Source organism: Lebetimonas sp. JH292, from assembly GCF_000523275.1.
Classification (GTDB): Bacteria; Campylobacterota; Campylobacteria; order Campylobacterales; family Nautiliaceae; genus Lebetimonas.
Map to the genome: position 1 here is coordinate 715,759 of NZ_ATHQ01000001.1, position 22,113 is coordinate 737,871.

Annotated in this window: 22 protein-coding genes; 12 read left to right on the forward strand and 10 right to left on the reverse strand. The window is 30.8% G+C overall.

The window, feature by feature from the left end:
• The first annotated feature begins 28 nt into the window (after window positions 1-28).
• Both DZ64_RS0104310 and DZ64_RS0104315 read left to right on the forward strand, forming a co-directional pair.
• Window positions 29-772, forward strand: a complete 744-nt coding sequence (locus DZ64_RS0104310) for a UDP-2,3-diacylglucosamine diphosphatase (protein WP_024787391.1) — start codon at window positions 29-31, stop codon at window positions 770-772.
• Window positions 762-1,493 carry a patatin-like phospholipase family protein gene (locus tag DZ64_RS0104315; protein WP_024787392.1) on the forward strand — a complete coding sequence of 244 codons (732 nt, stop codon included), beginning with the start codon at window positions 762-764 and terminating at the stop codon, window positions 1,491-1,493. The genes DZ64_RS0104310 and DZ64_RS0104315 overlap by 11 nt, the downstream gene beginning before the upstream one ends.
• Here the strand turns inward: DZ64_RS0104315 and DZ64_RS0104320 are convergent.
• From DZ64_RS0104320 to purB, 7 genes are read right to left on the reverse strand one after another with little or no spacing between them, the layout of a single operon-like run.
• Window positions 1,480-2,259 (reverse strand): metal ABC transporter permease, encoded by a 780-nt coding sequence (locus DZ64_RS0104320; protein ID WP_024789583.1) that lies wholly within the window; start codon window positions 2,257-2,259, stop codon window positions 1,480-1,482. The genes DZ64_RS0104315 and DZ64_RS0104320 overlap by 14 nt on opposite strands.
• Complete coding sequence (locus DZ64_RS0104325; RefSeq protein WP_024787394.1) at window positions 2,240-2,968, reverse strand: metal ABC transporter ATP-binding protein; 729 nt, start codon at window positions 2,966-2,968, stop codon at window positions 2,240-2,242. The genes DZ64_RS0104320 and DZ64_RS0104325 overlap by 20 nt, the downstream gene beginning before the upstream one ends.
• Window positions 2,965-3,768, reverse strand: coding sequence for a metal ABC transporter solute-binding protein, Zn/Mn family (locus tag DZ64_RS0104330; protein WP_024787395.1), 804 nt, complete (start codon window positions 3,766-3,768; stop codon window positions 2,965-2,967). The genes DZ64_RS0104325 and DZ64_RS0104330 overlap by 4 nt, the downstream gene beginning before the upstream one ends.
• Entirely contained in the window at window positions 3,737-4,129 is a 393-nt protein-coding gene (locus DZ64_RS0104335; protein ID WP_024789584.1) for a Fur family transcriptional regulator, read from the reverse strand. The genes DZ64_RS0104330 and DZ64_RS0104335 overlap by 32 nt, the downstream gene beginning before the upstream one ends.
• A 37-nt stretch (window positions 4,130-4,166) precedes the next feature.
• A complete protein-coding gene (locus DZ64_RS0104340) occupies window positions 4,167-4,775 on the reverse strand; it encodes a protein-L-isoaspartate(D-aspartate) O-methyltransferase (protein ID WP_024789585.1) in 609 nt (202 codons plus the stop codon).
• Window positions 4,772-5,464, reverse strand: a complete 693-nt coding sequence (locus tag DZ64_RS0104345) for a carbon-nitrogen hydrolase family protein (protein ID WP_024789586.1) — start codon at window positions 5,462-5,464, stop codon at window positions 4,772-4,774. Before DZ64_RS0104345 ends, DZ64_RS0104340 begins: the two co-directional genes overlap by 4 nt.
• Window positions 5,448-6,785, reverse strand: coding sequence for an adenylosuccinate lyase (gene purB, locus DZ64_RS0104350; RefSeq protein ID WP_024789587.1), 1,338 nt, complete (start codon window positions 6,783-6,785; stop codon window positions 5,448-5,450). The genes DZ64_RS0104345 and purB overlap by 17 nt, the downstream gene beginning before the upstream one ends.
• Window positions 6,786-6,910: 125 nt before the next feature.
• Between purB and tatB the strand changes: the two genes are divergently transcribed.
• Both tatB and DZ64_RS0104360 read left to right on the forward strand, forming a co-directional pair.
• Window positions 6,911-7,357 (forward strand): Sec-independent protein translocase protein TatB, encoded by a 447-nt coding sequence (gene tatB / locus DZ64_RS10635; protein ID WP_236618647.1) that lies wholly within the window; start codon window positions 6,911-6,913, stop codon window positions 7,355-7,357.
• 2 nt (window positions 7,358-7,359) lie between these two features.
• Complete coding sequence (locus tag DZ64_RS0104360; protein ID WP_024789589.1) at window positions 7,360-8,256, forward strand: RluA family pseudouridine synthase; 897 nt, start codon at window positions 7,360-7,362, stop codon at window positions 8,254-8,256.
• Window positions 8,257-8,470: 214 nt separating this feature from the next.
• Here DZ64_RS0104360 and DZ64_RS0104365 read toward each other — a convergent pair whose 3' ends face one another.
• On the reverse strand, window positions 8,471-9,259 hold the full coding sequence (locus DZ64_RS0104365) for an EAL domain-containing protein (protein ID WP_024789590.1): 789 nt from the start codon (window positions 9,257-9,259) through the stop codon (window positions 8,471-8,473).
• A 965-nt stretch (window positions 9,260-10,224) separates the two neighbouring features.
• The gene (gene fliI / locus DZ64_RS0104375; RefSeq protein WP_024789591.1) at window positions 10,225-11,523 is read right to left on the reverse strand and encodes a flagellar protein export ATPase FliI; all 1,299 of its coding nucleotides are present in this window, start codon (window positions 11,521-11,523) and stop codon (window positions 10,225-10,227) included.
• 59 nt (window positions 11,524-11,582) lie between these two features.
• Here fliI and tig point away from each other — a divergent pair, with 59 nt between their 5' ends.
• The 8 genes from tig (at window position 11,583) to DZ64_RS0104430 (ending at window position 20,405) form a co-directional block, all read left to right on the forward strand.
• Window positions 11,583-12,863, forward strand: a complete 1,281-nt coding sequence (gene tig / locus DZ64_RS0104380) for a trigger factor (protein ID WP_024789592.1) — start codon at window positions 11,583-11,585, stop codon at window positions 12,861-12,863.
• 3 nt (window positions 12,864-12,866) lie between these two features.
• Window positions 12,867-13,454 carry an ATP-dependent Clp endopeptidase proteolytic subunit ClpP gene (gene clpP, locus DZ64_RS0104385; RefSeq protein ID WP_024789593.1) on the forward strand — a complete coding sequence of 196 codons (588 nt, stop codon included), beginning with the start codon at window positions 12,867-12,869 and terminating at the stop codon, window positions 13,452-13,454.
• Entirely contained in the window at window positions 13,454-14,458 is a 1,005-nt protein-coding gene (locus tag DZ64_RS0104390) for a diguanylate cyclase domain-containing protein (protein ID WP_024789594.1), read from the forward strand. Before clpP ends, DZ64_RS0104390 begins: the two co-directional genes overlap by 1 nt.
• A complete protein-coding gene (gene def, locus DZ64_RS0104395) occupies window positions 14,458-14,982 on the forward strand; it encodes a peptide deformylase (protein WP_024789595.1) in 525 nt (174 codons plus the stop codon). The genes DZ64_RS0104390 and def overlap by 1 nt, the downstream gene beginning before the upstream one ends.
• Window positions 14,946-15,266 (forward strand): magnesium chelatase domain-containing protein, encoded by a 321-nt coding sequence (locus DZ64_RS11400; RefSeq protein ID WP_024789596.1) that lies wholly within the window; start codon window positions 14,946-14,948, stop codon window positions 15,264-15,266. The genes def and DZ64_RS11400 overlap by 37 nt, the downstream gene beginning before the upstream one ends.
• 1,913 nt (window positions 15,267-17,179) lie before the next feature.
• Complete coding sequence (locus tag DZ64_RS0104420; RefSeq protein WP_255327538.1) at window positions 17,180-18,418, forward strand: YifB family Mg chelatase-like AAA ATPase; 1,239 nt, start codon at window positions 17,180-17,182, stop codon at window positions 18,416-18,418.
• Window positions 18,415-19,023 (forward strand): tyrosine-protein phosphatase, encoded by a 609-nt coding sequence (locus DZ64_RS0104425; RefSeq protein WP_024789598.1) that lies wholly within the window; start codon window positions 18,415-18,417, stop codon window positions 19,021-19,023. The genes DZ64_RS0104420 and DZ64_RS0104425 overlap by 4 nt, the downstream gene beginning before the upstream one ends.
• Window positions 19,023-20,405 (forward strand): bifunctional ADP-dependent NAD(P)H-hydrate dehydratase/NAD(P)H-hydrate epimerase, encoded by a 1,383-nt coding sequence (locus DZ64_RS0104430; protein ID WP_024789599.1) that lies wholly within the window; start codon window positions 19,023-19,025, stop codon window positions 20,403-20,405. Before DZ64_RS0104425 ends, DZ64_RS0104430 begins: the two co-directional genes overlap by 1 nt.
• On the opposite strand, the gene DZ64_RS0104435 is transcribed toward DZ64_RS0104430, so the two are convergent.
• Window positions 20,395-22,092 carry an ABC transporter ATP-binding protein gene (locus tag DZ64_RS0104435; RefSeq protein WP_024789600.1) on the reverse strand — a complete coding sequence of 566 codons (1,698 nt, stop codon included), beginning with the start codon at window positions 22,090-22,092 and terminating at the stop codon, window positions 20,395-20,397. The genes DZ64_RS0104430 and DZ64_RS0104435 overlap by 11 nt on opposite strands.
• Window positions 22,093-22,113: the final 21 nt, after the last annotated feature.

Below are 22,113 nucleotides of genomic sequence, written 5' to 3' on the forward strand. Positions count from 1 at the left end.
TTTTCCGTGTATTTTCAGGGAATGAGCAATGAAATATAAATCAATTTTTATATCCGATGTGCATTTAGGGACAAAATATTCAAAGACAGAAAAACTTCTTTCATTTATGAGGAAAAATGAATCTGAAAATCTTTATCTTGTTGGTGATATAATTGATGGTTGGGCATTAAAAAGAAAAATAAAATGGGCTCAGTCCCACTCAGATGTTATTCAAAAACTTTTAAGAAAAGCAAGAAAAGGAACAGAAGTTTATTATATCACCGGAAACCATGATGATTTTTTAAGGCCTTTTTTGCCAGTGGTATTGGGGGAGAGAACCCATATTTTAAATGAGGCTGAATATGATGCAATTAACGGTAAAAAATATTATATTACACACGGTGATTTTTTTGATTCTATAACTATGACAAAAAAATGGCTCTCAATCCTTGGAGATTACAGCTATGAAATTCTGCTTCATTTAAACGACCCGATTAACAGAATCAGAAAAATCTGTGGAATAAACAGATACTGGTCACTTTCAAAATATATGAAAGACAATGTCAAATCTTCTGTCAATTTTATAACCGATTTTGAAAATGTATTGGCGCAGTATGCAAAAACAAATAAATATAATGGTATAATCTGCGGGCATATTCATAAAGCTGAAATAAGAAAAATAGGGGATATTGATTATATGAACTGCGGGGACTGGGTGGAATCCTGCACTGCTTTGGTTGAAACGTATGAGGGGGAATGGAAAATAATTGAATGGTTAAATTATGAAAATTAATCTGGCACTTTCAGGCGGAGCCTTCAGAGGGGCTTTTCATTTAGGGTTTTTGGAAGCTATTGATTCAAAGATAGATATAAATGCAATTTCAGGCAGCAGTATAGGTGCATTAATCGGTGCAAGTTATGCATGCGGGGTAAAACCTCAAAAACAGCTTGAACTTTTAAAATCAAAAGCGTTTAAAAAAGTTTTTAAATTCAATTCTCTTACTAAAGGCTTTTTTAAAATAGATATAAATTCAGAGATTGCCAAAAAATTTATTCCACTTTCAACTTTTGAAGAACTTAACATTAAAACATATGTAAATGCACTCGATTTAAACAGCGGAAAAATTATCTACTTTGAAAAAGGTGATTTAAAAAAGGCTGTTTTGGCTTCAAGTGCCATAATGCCTTTTTTCCCTCCGGTTGAGCTGGATAATCTTTTTTTGGTTGACGGGGGGATTAAGGAAAACCTGCCTGTCGGTGTTTTTAAAGAGGGGATAATTGTCGGGGTTGATTTGTTTCCTTTAAAAAAAGAGTTTAAAAAAAGCTTTTTTGGAATTTTAAAAAGAATGTTTTATCTTTCATGGAGGGTTTCGTCAGAGGGCAGCATTAAAAAGTGTAATTTTTATATAACCGATGAAAGACTTTCAGATTATAAGCTCTGTTCATTTAAAAATTTTGACGATTTGTTTGAAATGGGGTATGAGAGGGGAGAGGAGTTTCTTAATTCTTTTTAAAAAGGCTCAAAAAAAGTCCGATACTTGCAATAATTACAATAGCAGGGGTTGGGGCGATGTCGTATTTTGCACTTATAAAAATTCCGGCGGTTGTAAAAACTGCGGCTAAAACAGCACTTAAAATAATCATTTTATAAAATTTATCTGTAAATCTTTCGGCTATAAGAGGCGGAATTGTAAAAAGAGCTAAAACCAATATAATTCCAATGGCTCTTACGCTCATTACAATACTAAGAGTCGTAAGAATTAAAAACAGTGTATAAATAATATTTGCGTTTATCCCCCTTAAATATAAAAATTCCCTGTCATAACTCATTGCAAGAAAATAGTTATATAAAAAAATTATAGAAATTAACAAAATAAAATCAACTCCTATCATATATTTTAAATCATTTGAATCAACAAGTAGAATATTTCCAAACAGATAACTTAACACGTCTGAATGATACCCTGGAGCCAAGGATAAAAATAAAATTCCCAAACTCATTCCAAGCGCCCAGATAACACCTAAAAAACTGTCAAGCCTATGGGGATATTTTATGGAAATAAATGCCAAAATCAGTGTTAAAAAAATGGCAAAAACAGTGGTTGTTAAAAGTACGGAACTCCCAAGAAAAATTGCAAGTCCTATTCCTCCAAAACTTCCATGGGCAATACTTCCGGTAATTGCTGAAGCTTTGTTTATAACTATCAGTGAGCCTATTATTCCAATTGCAATGCTAAGAAGAATTCCTGCATATACTGAATTACTTATTAAATCCCACATTTTTTTCCTTTAAAAAATCCATAAGCTCAATTTCGCAAAAATGCTTGTCTGTTGGAATATTAAGTTTTGGACCTTCGTGAATTACGGCAGTTTTATTAATATAAGCTATTTTATCAACTTCTTTAAATAATATTTTAATATCGTGACTAACAACAATACGTGTTATTTTAATATTTTCTATTAAATCAAGAATTTCTTTTTGTCCGTTTATGTCTATTGCGCTTGTAGGCTCATCCATTATTAAAATTTTAGGCTCGGTGACAAGTGCCCTTGCAATTAAGACTTTTTGCCTCTGGCCTCCTGAGAGATCGCTTATTTTTTTATTTTTAAGATTTTCTATTTTTAATTTTTTAAGGATATTTACTGCTTTTTCCTTGTCTTCTTTTGAATAAAAAAATTTACCTTTTTTAACTCTTCCCTGAAGCACTATATCAAAAACGGTTATTGGAATATCAAGGGAAAAGGTTGTATATTGGGGAACATAACCTATTAAATTTCTGGCTGAAAGCGGGGATTTATTATAAATTTTAATTTCCCCTTTATCTGGTTTTAAAAATCCTAAAATCAGTTTTAAAAGGGTGGTTTTTCCACCTCCGTTTGGCCCGATAATAGCTAAAAACTCTTTATCATCAAGAGTTAAATTAATATTTTTCAATATCCATTCACTATTATATTTAAAGAAAAGCTCTTTTATTTCAACCGCTTTCATTTAAGGGCTTTAATGAGTTCTTTAATGGTATATCTCGGATCTTCATTCAAAGGACTTATCACATAAGTTTTGGCATTTATTTTTTGAGCGATGATTTCGGCATATTTTTTAGGAAATTCCGGTGAAATTATTACTGTTTTTATATGATTTTCTTTTGCTGTTTTCAACACTTTATTAAGATATGAAAAGCTTGGTTCTTTACCTTCTTTTTCAAGAGCAACTTCTTTTATGTGAAAATCCTGGCTGAAATGATAAAATGCCGGGTGGAATGTAATAAATGATTTTTGATTTATATTTAAAAATCCTTCTTTTTCCAAAGCAGCTAAGGAATTAATATATTTTATATAATTATTTAAATAAAATTCTTTGTTTTTTGGATCTGCTTTAATTAATTCATCTAAAACAACTTTTGCTTCAAGCTGTAGTTTAGCAGGGCTTAGCCATATATGCGGGTTGGGTTCTTTATTTAAATATTTTCCAAAATATACCACTTTTATATTTGGATTTGTTTCTTTAATTTTGTTTATATATTTTTTATCAAAAGGCACTCCGATTGTAAAATAAACATCTGAATTTTTAATGTTTTTAAGCTCTTTAAAACTTATTGAATAGGTTGCAGGGCTGCTTCCGGGAGGTACCATTACATAAACATTGGCCTTTTCTTCGGCAATAGCTTTAACAACGCCTTTTTGGGGTAAAACCGTTACACTTATGTTTAAAGCAAAACTGAAAATAGGCAGTAATAAAATTAAAATTTTCCATTTTCCATTATCCATTTTCCATTGTTTTTTTGCATTCATTGCATATTCCTTTAAATTTAATTTCAACTGAATCTATTTCAAAATCCGTATATTTGGTTAGACTTATTACATCTTCAGGCTTTAAAGCATTCAGGCAGTAAATTTTTTTACATATTTTGCATTCAAAATGTGGATGAATAGGATTGTGAATTTTACAGTTTATTTCATAAAAACTAATGCCCTCGCTGTTTTTTATTTCTCTTATTATCTTTTTTTTAAGTAAGGAATGTATGTTTCTGTAAACAGTTGCTTTATCTACATTTAAATTTTTTTGCAACTCTTTTGCAGAATAAATACCTTTTTGTAACAATTTAGCTATTTTTAACTCTGTTTTTTTAAGATTAACTAATTTTTCGCACATGTTGAAATTATATCAAAAATGCAACTTGGTTGCAAAACTATTTTATTATCCCTTTTTTCAAAGGAACAAATTCACAGGACTCAATTTCTTCTTTTTTTCCATTTTTATAAAATTTTGTAATTATTTGTTTATTACCTTTATTAATTGGGGCTAAAATAAAACCGTTATTATCAAGCTGGGCGAATAATTCTTCCGGTATCTCTTCTGTTGCGACAGAAAAAAGTATTCTCTCATAAGGGGCAAATTCTCTCCATCCGAATCTTCCGTCATCACATTTTATATTTATATTAAAGAGTCTCATTTCTTCAAACCGTTTTTTTGCTTCTTTAACAAGTCTGCAGATTCTTTCAACTGTAAAAACGCGTCTTACAATTTTGCTCAAAATTGCCGCCTGATATCCGCTTCCGCTGCCTATTTCCAAAATTTTGTCAGTTCTGTCCAATTCAAGCAGACAGGTCATTTTTGCAATGGTTAAAGGGGATGAAATTGTAGATTGGTTATCAAGAGGGAGGGGGGTAATTTCATAAGTATGTTTTTCCAAGCCGGCAGGCACAAAAAATTTTCTGTCAATTTCACAGAATGCTTTGTAAATAGCGGGTGAAAAATTTACAAAATCGGCTAATTTATCTGCTAATATATGATTCATTTTATTCCTATGTCAAGTTTTTTTCTGATTTTTTTGTTTTTTTCCAAATCAATAAAAGTAGTAACTAATTCATTATTAAATTCAACACCTTCCCCCCACGCATCAAAACTGCATCCGTAAGCCTTTTCATTGGCGCTGTTTACCGCCAATACCTGAGACTGGGCGGAAAGAGCTAGGGCTTTATTAAGAGTTTTAAAGTGCTCCATTCTCTCTTTTCCCCATCTTGAAGGAGCTAAAATCAAATCAATGCCTTTAAATTTTTCCCAATACTGGGTAAATCTGAGTTCAAAACAGATTAAAGATGTTATTTTTAAATCTCTCCATTTAAAAATATCCGGTTTTCCGCCTACTTCAAAAAATTTTTTTTCATATCCGAAAAGATTATATTTGGCTCTTTTATAAATTAGTCCGTTGTCAAAAAAACAAAAATAGTTTTTGTTTTCTAAAATAATACTCAGGGCAAAAGCTTTTTTTATTTTTGAAAGTTCATCTATTGTAAATTCACCGAATTCATTAGCTTTTTTCCAGTTTTTATAATCAAATCCGGTTAAGCAGACTTCCGGAAAAAGAAGAAAATCGGAAGAGGAATTTTTTATTATATTAATAACTTTTTCTAAATTTTTTTTATAATCATCGGTTGTATAAAAATTAACTAATTCAACTTTTAACTTTTCACTTTTCACTTCCATAAACTCTTTTATAAATTTTGTCTACATTTCTCGTATAATAATTGTAATCAAAAAGACTTCTTATTTCATCCTCTTTCATAACTTTTCTCAAATCCTCATCTTTTAGCAGGTTTTCCAAAAACAGACTCTCACCTTTGTCATTGATTGGTTTTTTCCCTTTTTGAAGCTCTTCCCATACTTTCATTGCGTTTCTTTGAACTATTTTATAAGCGTTTTCCCTGCTTATTCCTTTTTTGGGAAGTTCTAAAAGAACTCTTTGAGAAAATACAAGCCCTCCCGTTAAATTAAGGTTTTTCATCATATTTTCCGGATATACCAAAAGATTTGCAATAATATTATTTAGTCTGTGGAGCATAAAATCGGTGGTAACAAATGCGTCCGGTAGCCAGAATCTCTCAACCGAGCTGTGGCTTATATCTCTTTCATGCCAAAGGGCGACATCTTCCATTGCCGGAATAGTATAGCTTCTGATAACCCTTGCAAGACCTGTTATGTTTTCACTGAGAACAGGGTTTCTTTTATGCGGCATTGCAGATGAGCCTTTTTGACCTTTTGAAAAATATTCTTCCGCTTCATAAACTTCCGTTCTTTGAAAATGTCTTATATTTACCGCTATTTTTTCCACTGTGCTTGCGAGCAGCCCCAAAGATGAAGCAAGGCGCGCATATCTGTCTCTCTGGATTACCTGATTTGAAATAGGGGCAGGTTTAAGACCTAAAAATTCACATGTAAGCTCTTCAAGCTCAACCGGAGCGTGTGCAAAATTACCCATAGCGCCGCTTAATTTTCCGACACTGATAACTTCAAGTGTTTCTTTTAAATTTTTAAGGTGTCTTTTCATTTCTTCATACCAGATGGATAAAACAAGCCCGAAAGTAATTGGCTCCCCGTGAATTCCGTGGCTTCTTCCAACCATTAACGTATATTTATGCTCCATTGCCCTTTTTTTGATGCTTTCCATTACCATTTTTACATCATCAATAATTATTTTAAGAGAATTTCTCATTTGAAGGGCTGTTGCCGTGTCAATAGTGTCTGAGCTGGTGAGGGCATAATGGACCCATCTGCTCTCATTTCCCAGGCTTTCAGCCACGCTTGTTAAAAATGCTATTACATCGTGTTTTGTTTCTTTTTCTATTGTCTCAATTCTTTTAATATCAAATTTTGCATTTTCAATAATTTTTTTTGCATCAACATCCGGAATTAAACCCAGTTTGTTCCATGCTTTTACCGCCGCTTTTTCAACTTCCAGCCATGCCCCGTATTTAGCTTCCTGGCTCCACAGTTTTTTCATTTCACTCCTGGCATATCTTTCGACCATATATATCCTTTTTTTGATACAATTATACAATAATTATAGTACATAGTGAGTAGTGAGCTTGCCCGGCCGCTTGCAAAGCGGCGGGGTTATGAGTAGTAATAATTAAAGGATAAGTCGTGCCGGATATGGGCTTTAGCGAAATTTTATTTGTAGCAGTTATTGCTATTATTGTTTTGGGACCGGAAAAGCTTCCGGACGCCATGAGGGATTTGGGAAGACTTTTTATAAAAATAAAAAAAATGTGGAGGGATGCAACGGCTGATATCAGAAGAGAGCTAGAACTTGAAGAGATGAAAACGGAAATGGAAGAATATAAAAAACAGCTTCAGGAGCTTCAAAATAAAGTAAGCGGTGAAGTAAATGATATAAAAAGCTCTCTGACAAGTCTTGATGAACTTACGGCAACAGGAAATACAAGGGATTTTTCAGATATGATAAGCTCCAATGAAAAAAAAATGGATAATGAAAAATGTAAAATGGAAAATGAGGGTAAAAATAATGAAAAATTAGAAAAAAATGAAAAAAAAAAAAATAATTATCCATTCTCCATTATCAATTTTACATTAGGATAAAAATGGGTTTTGTAGTTAAAGAATTTGAAATTAAAAATCAAAAAATACTTGATTTTTTAATTGAACTCGGATTTGGTATGCGTGAAGCAAAAAGGGCGATTGACAGGGGCAGGGTCAGTTTAAACGGAAAAAGAGTTACTGAAAAATCAGCAAGAGGCAGCGGTATTCTTAAAGCCATAGTGTTCGAGCCCAACGGTTACGGACTAAAACCTGTTTTTGAAACAACCCATTTTGCTGTGTTTGATAAGCCAAGCGGAGTTGCTATTCACCCAAAAAAGCTGGCTAATACAAAAAGCTTGCTGGATGATGTAAGAGCATTATGGGGGAGAGATGCAAATTTGGTCCACAGGCTTGATAAAGAAACGAGCGGGCTGGTGATGGCAAGTAAAAATAAATTTGCCGAAAGCGTTTTAAAACGCTCTTTTCAAAACAAAGAAATAAAAAAAAGTTATCTGGCCCTAATCAGGGGGCATTTGGATAAAATTATGACTATTAAAAAACCTATTTTGGCAAACAGAGATGAAAATATAAAAGTTAAAGTAATGATTCATCCCGAGGGTAAAGAATCAATAACCATTATAAAGCCCGTTAAAAAAATAGGAGACAATACACTTGTTGAATGTGATTTGTTAACAGGTCGCCAGCATCAGATAAGGGTGCATCTTTTCAGTATAGGCCATCCGGTTGTGGGGGATCCGTTATACGGGGTGGACAATGAATTTGCCGACAGATATTTAAATAAACAGATAAGCGAAGAAGAGAGAATTAAAACAACGGGGGCAAAAAGGCTTATGCTTCATTCTTATAAACTGGAATTTGAATTTATGAATAACAAATATATTATAAAAAGTGATAAATTACTGACTAAATACGCTCAACAAAAAGTGCAAATTTTTTAACGCTTCATAAAGACTAAAAAGCATTAACTCGCTTCGCTCAAACAAAATGCTTTTTTTAACGTCTTTATTTCGCTAAAATTTGCAATTGTTTCGCTTTATTTAGTCAGTGCCGAAAAAATTAAGCGAAAATTAAGTTTTTTGTGTTATAATTTTAATTCAATTTCCCCTCCTTAAAAGTTTTTAATAATTACCTCCTCTTTAAGCCCTTTCGGGCTTATAAAAGAGATTTAAATTCATTAAAAGGCATAGGCTTATAAAAATAAAATCCCTGAATATAATCACACTCGGCATTTTGGAGCAGTTTTAACTGGTTAATGTTTTCTACACCCTCGGCTATTGTTTTTAAATCAAATTTATGGGCAAAATCAATAATCGTTTCAACAATGGCATAATCTTTTTTAGAATTTTCTATATTTCTTACAAAAGATATATCTATTTTTAAATAATCAGCCGGCAAATCTTTTAAATAACTAAACGATGAATAACCCGTTCCAAAATCGTCAATTGAAAGTTTGAATTTTTTATTTTTAAAATAATTGAATATTTTCTTGGTATATTCAATATCTCCCGCTATTTCTCTTTCAGTTAATTCTATATTTATAGGTAAATTGCGTATTTTTTTAAATAAATTTTTAATATGCTCTTCATCTGTTAAGGATTTGCCTGAAATATTAAAAGAAAGCGGTATGTTTATCTGTTGCAGATATTCTAAAAATTTTGGGAACATCTGTTTTTCTATTGTTTTTATAAATCCGCTGTTTTCGGCATTATCTATAAAATTATTAGGATAAATTATTTTATTGTTGTGTTTGATTCTAAGAAATGTTTCCGCCCCTGCAATTTTTAAAGATTTTGAATCCACATACGGTTGAAAATGATATATAAATTCTTTGTTTTTTAAAGCAGTTTTTAAAAGATTTTTGGTTTGTGTATATTTTAAAATCTGTTCGTTGATTTGTGAAGAAAAAAATTCGTATGTAAATTCTCCTTTTTCTTTTGTCAAGCTCTAGTGCTAAATAAGCTTTATCTAATAATTTTACTAGGGATATAGAGCAATGCCTATATTGACAGCAATTTTGTTTTGAAACTCTTCGAAATTTTATATGTTTCTGTTGAAATTTTTAATTATTGAAAGAATTTCGTCTAAAGACTTATATAAAAATGTTTTTAAAAATTCAGCAAATTTCCGTTTATCTGATTGAATATTTTAAAATCTTTTAAATCAATTATTATAAAGGCATATGTCTCTTTTTTATTTATTTTTTTAGAAATCTGATATATAAATTCCTGTCTGTAAAAAAGCTTCTTTCAATTTTTTTTCTATAATATTTTCTTATTTTTTCCCTTCATGTGAAAAAACAGGTATTATTTTGTCTTTTAAATAAAAAAGCTCTCCGTTTTTATTTTTGTTTATTAATTTCTTCCACACTTTTATTTGCATATAAAATATTTGCATTTTCGTCTGTAATCACCGCCCATGAGTATGTTTTGTCAAAGGCTTCGTTTAGTAAATCAAGAAGAGTGTAATCTATAGACAGACTTTATGAAAATGGTATAAATAATGCTGAATGAAAATTATTGTCATTTTAGTAATTTTTTATATGGAAATTATTTGTCTGAATATTTTGCTAAATCCTCAAAAAACTCTTTTTTATAATCTCCTTTGCTAAAAAGATTCCATAACGTTTTTATATATTCTCATTTTTGGAAAAGATTTTTATTATAATTTGATTTATATTTTTTAAAATTTCAAGCGAATTTTCTTTTGTTACTTTCTTCTGTAATATCTAATTTAAATTCATTGTTTTTATTTATAACTTGCAAACTTTCATATGTTTTTGAAAAAAATTCTCCGTTTAATCTTTCTTTGATATTATTTAAAATTTCATATTTTTTTTTATTTAATTTTGGTGAGTAATGTTTTAAAAACTTCGTGAAATTTTTTAATTGAATAAATTATATTTTTAATTATAACAGAATTTTTAAAAAACTGAATATCTCTTCATATTTATATAATTCATCGGGATTTTGTCTTAAAAAGTTTTCCATGGCTTCTTTTTTGTTTATGGCTCCATCCAAATCAGGATCAACTCCTTTTTGATATGCGCCTATTCTTATTAACACTTCGTTTTCTTTGAGCATTGAATAGAGATATTTAAATTTTTGCGCCAAATTTATATGCTCTTTATCTACCACATTTGGCATTACCCTGCTGGCTGAAGAGAGAATGTCTATTGGAGGATATAGCCCCCTGTCTGTAAGTTCCCTGTTTAAAATAATATGCCCGTCGAGTATGCTTCTGGCCTGGTCCGCTATAGGGTCGGCCGATGTGTCATCTCCTTCCACCAATACGGTAAAAAATGCAGTAATTGAGCCTTTCCCTTTTTCTTTTCCTGCCCTCTCCATCAGTTGAGGTAAAAGAATAATTGAGCTTGGAGGATAACCTTTACTTGTAGGGGGTTCTCCCTGGGCAAGGCCTATTTCCCTTTGTGCCATGGCAAAACGTGTTATACTGTCCATTAAAAAGAGTACGTCTTTCCCACGGTCTTTAAAATATTCCGCCACCGCCATGGCCGAAAACGCCCCGTATTTTCTCATAAGGGCGGAATCATCGCTTGTTGCCGCTATAATTACAGTATTTGTTAAATCGCCTTTTAAATTATGTTCTATAAATTCCGGAATTTCCCTTCCCCTTTCGCCAATCAGGGCTATTACTTTAACCTGGGCATCACTTCCTTTTACAATCATACTCATGAGTGTCGACTTACCAATCCCACTTCCGGCAAAAATACCCATTTTTTGGCCTTTTCCACAGGTTAAAAGACCGTCTATTGCTTTAACACCGGTTGAGAAGACTTCATTTATCATACCTCTTTTAAGGGGAGAGATAGGTTTTTTCATTATAGGATATTTTGTTTCAAAATTTATTTTACCGAGGGAGTCAATCGGATTCATAAACGGGTCAACCACCCTTCCAAGCAGTCTCTCCCCAACAGGAATTTTCATTCCGTTTTCGTCAATATACACCTTATCTCCTATTTTAAACCCTTCTAAAAAACTAAAAGGCGTTACCACAAAAGATTTTTCATCAAGGCTTGTTACCATCCCGAGCATTTCCTTATTGGATGAGACAATTTTTACAATATCCCCTATAGAAGGGTTAAGCCCTACGGCTATCAGATTGGTGGAATTTATTTTTTTTACCGTTCCAAACGGAAGGGATAATTTTTTAGAGCCAATTTTCGATTTGATATTTTTAAGCGGCATCGTTTCCTTTCAATTAATTATAAAATTATGGTATTATACACTTTAAAAAAGGATAATGTATGGTTGAAGCTAAAAAAATTGATTCTGCTAATAGTATAATAAAAGCGAACATAGAAAATCAAGATTTGGAAGCAAAAAAAGACAAAATTGCCAAACAAATTGCAAAAAAAGCTAAAGTTCAAGGTTTTAGAGTGGGAAAAGTTCCCGTAAAAGTTGTTAAAAAAATGTATGCAAGCGATATTGAAAATGATGCAATAAGTGAAGCAGTAAGAGATATTTTAAATGAAGGTTTAAAAGAACTCGGAATTAAAGATATGATTGCGGAGCCTGATGTGGTGAAATTTGAAAAAGGCGAAGAAAAAATAGAAGTTGAAATTAAAGTATATTCAAGGCCTGAAGCAGAAATAGAAGGTTACAAAGAATGTGTTCCTGAAATTGAAAAAATAGAAGTAAGCGAAGAAGAAATTAACGAAGAACTTGAAAATATTGCAAAAAGCATGGCTGAGGTGAAAGATTCTGATAAGGAAATAGCCGAAAAAGGCGATATAGCCGTTATTGATTTTAAAGGTTATATTGACGGAAAAGAGATGGAAAACGGAAGTGCTAATGATTATCCTCTTGAGCTTGGAAGCAATTCTTTTATTCCGGGATTTGAAGAACAGATTACCGGAATGAAAGTGGGAGAGAGTAAAAAAATAAAAGTGACTTTCCCTGAAAATTACGGAGCAAAAGAATTAGCGGGTAAAGAGGCTGAATTTGAAGTAACACTTAAAAAAATTCAGGAAAAAATTCCGGCCGAAATAAATGACGATTTGGCTAAAAAATATTTAAACAAAGAAGACGCCACTTTGGATGATCTTAAAAATCATGTAAAAGAGCTTATTTTAAGCAGAAAAAAAGCCGAAGCTTTCGGACCAAAAAAAGACGAAATACTTGAATGTCTGGTTAAAAAATACGAAATAGATTTGCCTGAAAGTGTTGTTGAAAAAGAACTTGAAATAATGATTAATCAGGAAGCCTCAAAAATGAGCCCTGCTGAAATTAAAGAACTTCAGGAAAATCCTGAAAAAGTAAAAGAACTGAGGGAAAAACTGCTCCCTGAAGCAAAAGAGAGGGTAAAACTTACATTTTTGGTTGATGCCATAGCCAAAAAAGAAAATGTTGATGTTAGCGATCAGGAACTCTCCCAGGTAATTTATTATGAAGCTTTAATGCAGGGGCAAAATCCTCAGGATGTAATAAAATATTATCAGGAAAACAATCTGCTTCCGGTAATAAAAATGAATATGATTGAAGAGAAGTTATTAAATAAACTGCTTGAAGATAAATTAGAAGGATAAAAATTGAGTATATTAATACCTACAGTAATTGAAAAAACGGGAAGGGGCGAGAGAGCTTATGATATATACTCTCGCTTACTTAAAGACAGAATTGTTATGCTCCAGGGAGAAATTAATGACCATGTTTCAAGTATAATAGTGGCACAGCTTTTGTTTTTGGAAGCAGAGAATCCTGAAAAGGATATTTATTTATATGTCAATTCACCTGGAGGGGTTGTAACAAGCGGTATGGCAATATATGATACCATGAATTATATAAAACCTGACGTAGCAACCATCTGTATGGGGCAGGCGGCAAGCATGGGGGCGTTTTTACTCAGCAGCGGTGCTAAGGGAAAAAGATTTGCGCTTCCTCATGCAAGAATTATGATACATCAGCCTTTGGGAGGAGCCCAGGGTCAGGCTACGGATATAGAAATTCATGCAAAAGAAATTTTAAGAATGAAAAAAGAACTTAATAGAATTTTGGCTGAAAATACAGGGCAGAGCCTTAGAAGAATAGAAAAAGACACTGAAAGAGATTTCTTTATGGGTGCCGAGGAGGCTATGAAATACGGGCTTGTTGACAAAGTGCTTAAAAAGAGAGATTAATGCTAAATCAACAAGAAGACAAATATGTAACCCAGAATGTTTCAAATTCTTCTAATAATTCATTGGAAAATTTTGCAAAAAGAGTATTTGACAATCTTATCTCAGACGGGGTTCCCCCCATTCCGTATTATTATAAAGTTTATTTTTTTAATGAGCTGGATAACGAAAATGAAGCGTTCAGAAAACAGGTTTATGAATTAATATCTTTGGAAGAGAGTAATGATTTAGAAAAAGATTTGGAATTTGAAATAAAACTTAAAAATGCTTTTAAATATTCAAAAGAACTTTTAAACCATGTTGCTCTAACATATAAAATTACTAAAAAATTAAAAGAACTGCTTGGTTTACAGCTTAAAGAAACAGCCCACATAACCAACAACAAGGCTTTAATAAAATTGATAAACGGTTTTCAAAACAATTTAAAAATAATCGATGAGCGTCTAAACAGGGAAGTTGAAGAGATTAAAAATTTATATTCCCAGAATGTGGAGGTTTTAAAAGATATCGAAAGTAATTCTGTTTTTGATGCGAGATATGGTATATATAATAAAAATTATTTTTTAAATGAAGTTAGGAAAGAACTTAATTTAATAAATAAATTTCATCATACCAGTTCTCTTATAATGGTTAAAATACAAGATGATATTTTGAGTAAACTCAATTCTGAAAAATCGCGTGTCTTAATCAACAGAAGTCTGGCTAAAATAATGCTTAAAACGTCAAGAAGAACAGATATTGTGGCTACATTCGAAGAAAATATTTTTTCAATGCTTCTTAAACATACCGATGTGATAGGGGCGCAAAAAACAGTTGAAAGACTTTCAGATACGTTGTTAAATACCTCTGTTTTTTTAGAGGGTGAAGAACTTACGCTTAAAATTGTGGCCGGTATAGTAGAGCTTAAGGAAAACAGGGATGTGGAAAGATTTATATTTAAAGCGTTAAATACCCTAAAAGAAGCTGAAAGCAATAAAGAATTATATTCCATTGGAAAGGTAGATTGATGGCAGTGCTTGATATAGTTACATATCCGAATAAAGTTTTAAAACAGATTTCAAAACCTGTTGAAAGATTTGATGGCGAGCTTCATAAATTATTGGATGATATGTATGAAACTATGATTGTTAAAAACGGTGTCGGGCTTGCCGCTATTCAGGTGGCGGTTCCAATCCGTGCGTTAATAATTGATATCGGGGATGAAGAAGGAAAACAGAGTGAAAATTCTAAAATAGAAGTAATAAATCCTGAATTTTTACTTTGGGAAGGAAGCCAAAAAGATACGGAAGGCTGCCTCAGCGTTCCGGATTATTTTGACGAAGTTGAAAGATATGCAAATGTTAAAGTTAAATATTTTGACAGATTCGGAAAAGAGCATATCAGGGATGCCGAGGGGCTACTCAGCGTTGCATTTCAGCATGAGACAGACCATCTGGACGGATATCTGTTTGTAGAAAGACTGGATTATATAAAAAGAAAGAAGTTTGAAAAAGAGTGGAAAAAACTATTAAAACAAAAACGAAAAAAATAAATTCGGCCACACTTGAAGGATTTGGTGCCCAAAAAGTGGAAGTCGAAAGCTCTTTTACAAAAGCTCTTCCAGGATTTTCCATTGTCGGGCTTACAAGCCAGTCAATTCAGGAAAGCAAAGAAAGGGTAAAGTCCGCCCTGCTTAACAACGATTTCGAATTTCCGCCTCTTAAAATCACTATTTCGCTCTCTCCGGCGGATTTGAATATATTTAATAAAAGATTATCTGTTTGGATTAATTTGGAGATGTTGTTAAAAACGGGTTTGAAAGAAAAGAAAAAATAGTGAGTGTTGAAAATTTAAAAAAACTTACAATTAAAGAGCATTTTGTTAAAAAAGGAGAAGAATAATATTATTCATTATTAATTCATCAGATTTTTTTTTGAGAAATCCAAGACATTTGAAACTATTAAAGAGCTTTTAAAAGAAAAAAATTTAAAAGAATATAAACAAAAACCACACGAAACAGATTAAAAATGAAGAATTAAAAATTAAAATTATAATTATTAAAGATTTAAATATTAAAGAAGAAAAGGACAACTTTATCAAATAAAGAGCATTAAAAACTAATTAATTTAATTATTTAAAATTGATTTTTCAAATATAAGAGACAGATAAAAGATTAAAAGAAGATCTAATTTTTATCGATTTAAAAAAGATTTTATTCAGTAGGATATGTAATTCCTTATTTAAAAAGAAAAAAAATTAAAAAATTTGAAACTTATGTAGAAAAAATAGTTTAGAAATTTTTAATGACTTGTAATCATATTTACAGGGCAATGAGGATAAAAGAAGAAAAAGTTCAAAATCAACTGTTTTAAAAATAAAAGCAACTGCTGATAAAAAAGGTGTGAAAAAAAATAATATATTTATGATAAAGTTTAAATATAAATGTAGAAAAACAAAAGGAGATTTTAAAGATAAAAAAAAAATAATGAAAAAGTTCAATGTGATAAAGTATTGCATAAAAAAGCATTTGATATATGTTATTCCTGTAATTTGAAAACTCCAAATGCAGTGTTTGATTACAAAAAAGTATTAAGCTATTAGAGAGCTTATTGAAAAAAGATGAGATTAAAGACCTATATAAATTTAATGAATAAATTTAATTTTTGTGATGAAAAAGTACGAAAAAGCGATAAAAAATTTTGAAAAATGAATTAATAAAAAAGAAATTGTCCCGTATTTTCAACAAAATTTTATATTTTTTAAAAAAATTAAATTTATATAAAAAAAAATAGTAAGTATTTTACAAAATTGTAATATCTTTGACCCAACCTGTGGGAGTGGTATAAAAAATTAGATTTAAAATATGAATATAATTATATTTAAAACTTTTACAAAAAAATTATCTTCAATAAAACTGCAAAAATGATAGCAAGTTTGTTTTTTATTTTAAAAAATCAGATGAGAAATATACAAAATACAGAAAAAGTTTTAAAAAAAATTCATTAGATAAATTTAAAACTATTTTAAAAATTTGATGAAGTTATTGTTTGTTAATAAGAGAAAAGATTAATGTATGAATCTTGTTAATAAGTTTAAAGAAAAAAATAAAAATTTAACTTTTAGTGAGAGAGGAAATAAATAATATTTTGCAATTATTAGATATTGTTAAATAAATTTAATATCCAAAAAGCAAAAATAAAACAAAAAAGTTAATAAAAACCTTTTTGGAGGTTTGTCAAACCTTGAAATTAAAAAATTTAAAGTTATTGAATTAAGTGAAATTTTATAAAAAAAATAAAAGTAAAACTAATTGGAAAAATAATAAAAAAATTATTGATAAATATGAAAAAACTTAGATATTATAAAAGATTTTTAAGAATTAAATAAGAATATTTTAAGAATATTATTTCAGAAAAAATTAAGTAATCGAAACGTTAAAAGATCTAAAAGAATTGATAAATACAGAAACATATATTTACAGAAAATGAAGAAAATAAATTATTTATATATTTAATAAAGATATTAATCTTAATTTAAAAGAAAGAGAAGTTTTATAAAAATTTTAAAATAATTTCTAATCTAAAATTTTTAATTCATATGAAATTTTTTTAAAAATTCTTCTTTAAATAATATTATTATTTTCTATTTAAATTTTATTACATTCATAAATACTTTCTTTAATCTTTATTACCTTCTTCCACTTCTTTTTTTTTAAATTTATTGGGAAATTTATATGAGTTAGTTTCATTCTGAAAAAAGAGGGAAGCCATTTTGATTTGCCGATAGCTTTAAGTATTCTGTATCATAAAAAAGATATTGATTTGAGAGAATTTTTGGTTTTGGGCGAGCTTGGGCTTGACGGTAAACTTAAAGATACAAATACAATTTTTCCTATAATTTTATCTTTAAAGCCTAAAAAAGTGATAATTCCGCTTGAGAGTGCAGGTAAAGTGTCTAAAATCCCAGGAATTGAAATATATGCTTTTTCGCATATAAAAGAGTTTGAAGAATTTGCTCCAAAAAAAAGTGAAAAAAGTGAATTAAATTATGACTCGATAAATATTAACGGTAAAAAATATTACTATTTAAATGAATTTAAAGAGGATTTTAAAGATGTAATAGGTCAAAACGAGGCAAAAGAAGCGGCTTTGATTTCAGCGGCTGGGTTTCATAATATTTTGTTTGAGGGAAGTCCGGGAGTCGGTAAATCTATGATAATAAACAGAATGAAATATATTCTGCCTCCTATGAGTCTGGAAGAGATACTTGAAGTTGAAAAATATAATTCACTTGAGGGGAAAGAAGTTACATTTAAGCCTGTCAGGCCTTATAGAGCGCCGCATTATTCATCTACAAAAGCAGCAATATTCGGAGGCGGAAGCAGGGGGGCTAAAATTGGGGAAATTGCATTTGCGAACAAGGGGATTTTGTTTTTTGACGAGCTTCCTTATTTTCAAAAAGATGTTTTGGAAAATCTGCGCCTTCCACTGCAGGATAAAAAAGTGTTAATCAGCAGGGTAAATTCAAAAATAGAGTATGAAACGGATATTTTATTTGCGGCGGCTATGAATCCATGCCCCTGCGGAAATTTGTTAAGTCCTCTTAAAGAATGCAGATGCACGGACCTTGAAATCAGAAGGTATAAAAACAGGATAAGCGAGCCTCTTTATGACAGGATTGAAATATATCATCAGATGATTGAAGACGACTCAAAAGATACAATTTCAAGCAAAGAGATGTTTGAGAAGGTTTTAACTGCATTTGAAATGCAAAAAGGTAAATTTAATGCCAATTTAGAAGAAAATTATCAATTTGACTTAGAAAACGAAGCTTATGATATTTTAAATAAAGCCAAAAGAAATTTTGCACTCTCTAAAAGAAGCGAATTTAATTTATTAAAGGTGGCAAAAACCATTGCAAATTTAGATAAAAGAGATAAAATAAAAAAAGTTGATTTATTAAAAGCGTTAAAGTATAGGAAAAGATGAAAGAAATTATCAAAATTTTAACAGAAGAACATAATTTTATAAATCTGTTTTGGAATAATTTTCACAAAATTGACGAAGGCGTTTACAGAAGCGCCCAGATACTTCCCTGGAGGCTTAAAAAAATAATTAAAAAATATAATATAAAAACTGTAATAAATCTAAGAGGCAGCGATAATTATTTATATAAAAAAGAAAAAGAAATATGCGATAAATTAGGGGTTGAATATATAGAGCTTCCAATTTCATCAAGAACACTTCCCAAAATAGAAGAGATGGAAAAATTAAAAGATATTTTAATGAATAAAAACAAAAAACCCCTTCTTTTTCACTGCAAGGCTGGGGCTGACAGGAGCGGGTTTGTTGCAACATTTTATAGAATACTTAAAGGCGAATCTCCAAAAGAGGCTCTCAAAAAAGAACTTAAATTGCAATACGGCTTTATAAGTTTAAGTAAAGCCGGAAGAATTAAGGAATTTTTTTCAAAATATGACGGTAAAAATGATTTTATGGCTTGGGCTGAAAAAAACAGGGATAAAATTCAATCGGAATTCAGTGAAAACCCTTTTGTCGATTTTATATATGAGAAAATTTTAAGGAGAGAGTGATGAGAGAAGTGTTTGAGAATGTCTATTTTTTGGATAAAAAATGTTATGAAAAATATAACTTGAGAGAAGATATTTTAATGGAACACGCAGCTTACGAAATGGCTCTTGAAATATATAAAAGATTTGAGAAAGGAAGCAGTGTAACTATAATTTCTGGTCCCGGAAACAACGGGGCAGACGGGATAACACTTGCAAGAATCCTTTTAGGGGATTATAAGGTTAATCTGTTTTTACCCCTAAATGCAAAATCCGCCATGGCAAAACTCCAGCTTGAAAGGTTTTTAAGAATTGGCGGGAAAGTCAGTAAAAAGATAAAAAAAGCTGATGTTTTGGTGGATGCAATTTTTGGAAGCGGGTTAAAAAGGGATTTAGATGACGGGATAGCGGATGTAGTTGAAAATATGAATGAAATGGATTCTTTTAAAATAGCCTGTGATATCCCAACCGGAATTGATGATAAAGGGAATTTAAGACCTGTGTCTTTCAGGGCAGATGTGACCGTTACAATGGGTGCTGAAAAATTAGCTTTATATTCAGACATGGCAAAAGATTATGTGGGTGAGATTAAAATAGCAAATTTGGGTGTTTCTTTTTCAAACTATATTGAAAAAAGCAGTTTTTTTGTTTTGGAAAAAAATGACTTAAAACTTCCTTTTAGAAATAAACAAAATACTCACAAAAGAAGTTATGGCCATTTAGGTATTTTATGCGGAGAGAAAAAAGGCGCTTCAATAATGGCGGGTATGGCCGCATTTAATTTCGGGTGCGGACTTGTTAGTTTAGTCACTCATAAAGAGGTTAATGCCCCTTATGAAATTATGCAGACACACCATATTGAAAATTTCTCAGCACTTGCATTTGGTATGGGGCTTGGCAATTATTTTGATGATGAGCTTGAAGAAATTGCAAAACTTGATATACCGATGATAATAGATGCGGATATGTTTTATAAAAAAGAGATTTTAAAATTTTTAAAAAAAGATGTTGTTTTAACCCCTCATCCAAAAGAGTTTTCATCACTTCTTAAATTAACCGGTATTGGAGAATACAGCGTAAAAGAAATTCAAAAAAACAGGTTTGATTTGGCATTGGAATTCAGTAAAAAATATCCCGGAGTTGTATTGCTTCTTAAAGGCGCAAACAAAATAATTGTGCATAATAAAAAACTTTTTATTGACCCTCTTGGAAACGTTGCATTGGCAAAAGGCGGGAGCGGAGATGTTTTGGCCGGAATGATAGGAAGTTTATTGGCTCAGGGAGAAAGTTTGCTTGATGCTACAATTAATGCAAGTTTGGCCCACTCGGTTGCAGGAAATTATGAACCGAATTATGCCTTGACCCCTATAAAACTTATAAAAAGACTTGAAGAAATTAATATTTAGCGTATAGTTTTTTAAATTCTTCACAGTTTTTTAATAATTCTTCTTTTTTTCCTTTACATACAATCTGTCCATTTTTAAAAACTAAAATTTCATCTGCATTTTCAATGGTATTTAATCTGTGTGCCACTATAAAAACAAGTTTGTCTTTAAGTTTTAAAATACTATCCATTATTACTTTTTCGCTTTTATTGTCCAGTGCGCTTGTTGCTTCGTCTAAAATTAAAACATCCGGGTTTTTATATAAAGCCCTTGCTATTGCTATTCTTTGTTTTTGCCCTCCGCTTAGATTGCTTCCTCCTTCGTTCAAAACGGTGTATATACCATTTTCCAAACTTTTTACATAATCCCATAAATTTGCTTTTTTAAGTGCTTCGATTATTTTTTCTTCGTTAATTTCTCTTCCGTAGGAGATGTTTGCGGCAATTGTGTCGTTAAAAATGTGAACATTCTGCGGAATATAGGCAATTTTGCCCCTTAAATCAAAAATATTATATTTTTTTATATTTTTTTCATTTATTAAAATTTCGCCGCTGTTTGCATCATAAAATCTTTCAAGCATTGATACAAAAGAACTTTTCCCCCCTCCGCTGTCCCCTACAAGACCTATAATTTTGGGTTTTTTTGTTTCATAGTTTATGTTTTGTAAAGCTTTTTTGTTTCCGTATTTTAAATTTACATTTTTAAATTCTATTTTTTCAATAGAGCTTAATTTTTTATTGCCCGAAATGATTTCAGGTTTTAGATTAAATATTTCTTTTAATCTTTCATTTGCGGCAATTGCATCCTGGAATCTTGAATATGTGTTTGCTATTCTTCTAATCGGGTCTGTCATCATAAAAAGTGCCGTCATAAAAGAAAAAAACGCTCCGACACTCATTTGATTTTCAATTACCTCTTTTCCTCCGATAATAATTACAATTGCGCCTATTGCCGCGGTAAGGGTTTCCAACACCGGAATCAAAACAGCCTGTGTCCGTATGGTTTTAAGATTTATTTTTAAATATTTGAGATTCAGCTCTTCAAATTTTTTTATTTCATATTTTTTTGCGTTAAATGCTTTTATTGTTTCTATGTTCTTAAAAATTTCACTTAGGTGTTTATTTAATTTTGCGGTTTGATTCTGAGCTTCTTTGGATAATTTTTTCAGTTTTTTAGAAATAATGCTAACAGGGTAAATAATAAAAGGCAAAATAATCAGTGCAAAAAAAGCCAATTTCGGGTTTTGATATATTACCACCGCCAAAAGAAAAACAGCCATTAATATATCTCTAAGTAAATTGGCCAAAGAATGGCTAACCGCTCCTTGGATTCTGTTTATATCATTTATTGTTCTGCTGACCAGCTCTCCTGAGTGGGTTTTTTTAAAATAGAGCAGGTCAAAACTTAAAATATGCTTTAAAAATTTATCTCTGATTTGCCTTACAATATCTTCTCCTATGAAGCTTACATAATACTGCTGCAAAACCGAGCCCACACCTTTTAAAAAATAGGCAAGTACAATTGCAAACGGTAATAAATATAATAAACGGATGTTTTTTTCTATAAATATTTTATCAAGTACCGGTTTTACTAAATATGCGGTTGCGGCAGTTGCAAGAGAAACCAAAATCATTCCTATTACGGATAAGAAAATCTGTTTTTTATAATGTTTGTAATAAGGCATATACTCTTTTAAAAATTTAAACACTTATTTCCTTTTTGTTATAAT